The organism is Paracraurococcus lichenis, from assembly GCF_030657435.1.
In the GTDB taxonomy this organism is placed as follows: domain Bacteria; phylum Pseudomonadota; class Alphaproteobacteria; order Acetobacterales; family Acetobacteraceae; genus Paracraurococcus; species Paracraurococcus lichenis.
On sequence record NZ_JAUTWS010000566.1, the window covers coordinates 1 to 309 of the forward strand.

The following is a 309-nucleotide window of genomic DNA, read 5'->3' on the forward strand; positions in this document are numbered from 1 at the left end:
TGTAGTGCGCCCGGATGCTGAGACAGTCGGCTGCGCTAATCAGGCGGCCAAGGGTAGGGTGGCTGGTGGGCATTGAGCAAGGCTGCGTTGCTCGGCCCGGACCTGGTTCGGGGTGCGGTAGCCGTGCCGGGCGACAAGCCAGGTGGCGTTGTAGTGGGCGACGAACTCCTGCAGCCCCTGCCGCAGGTCCTCGATGGTGTCGAAGGTGTGCACCCAGAGGAAGTTCTCCTTCAGGGTACGGATGAAGCGTTCGGCGACACCGTTGCCCTCGGGCTGGCGGACGAAGGAGGGCGAGCTCTCGATGCCGAA

General features: G+C 65.7%; 1 protein-coding gene. It reads right to left on the reverse strand.

Going from position 1 to position 309, the window contains the following annotated elements:
* Positions 1–39: 39 nt before the first annotated feature.
* Positions 40–309 (reverse strand): integrase core domain-containing protein (locus tag Q7A36_RS41260; protein WP_305109548.1); only part of this gene is annotated, 270 nt, incomplete at its 5' end.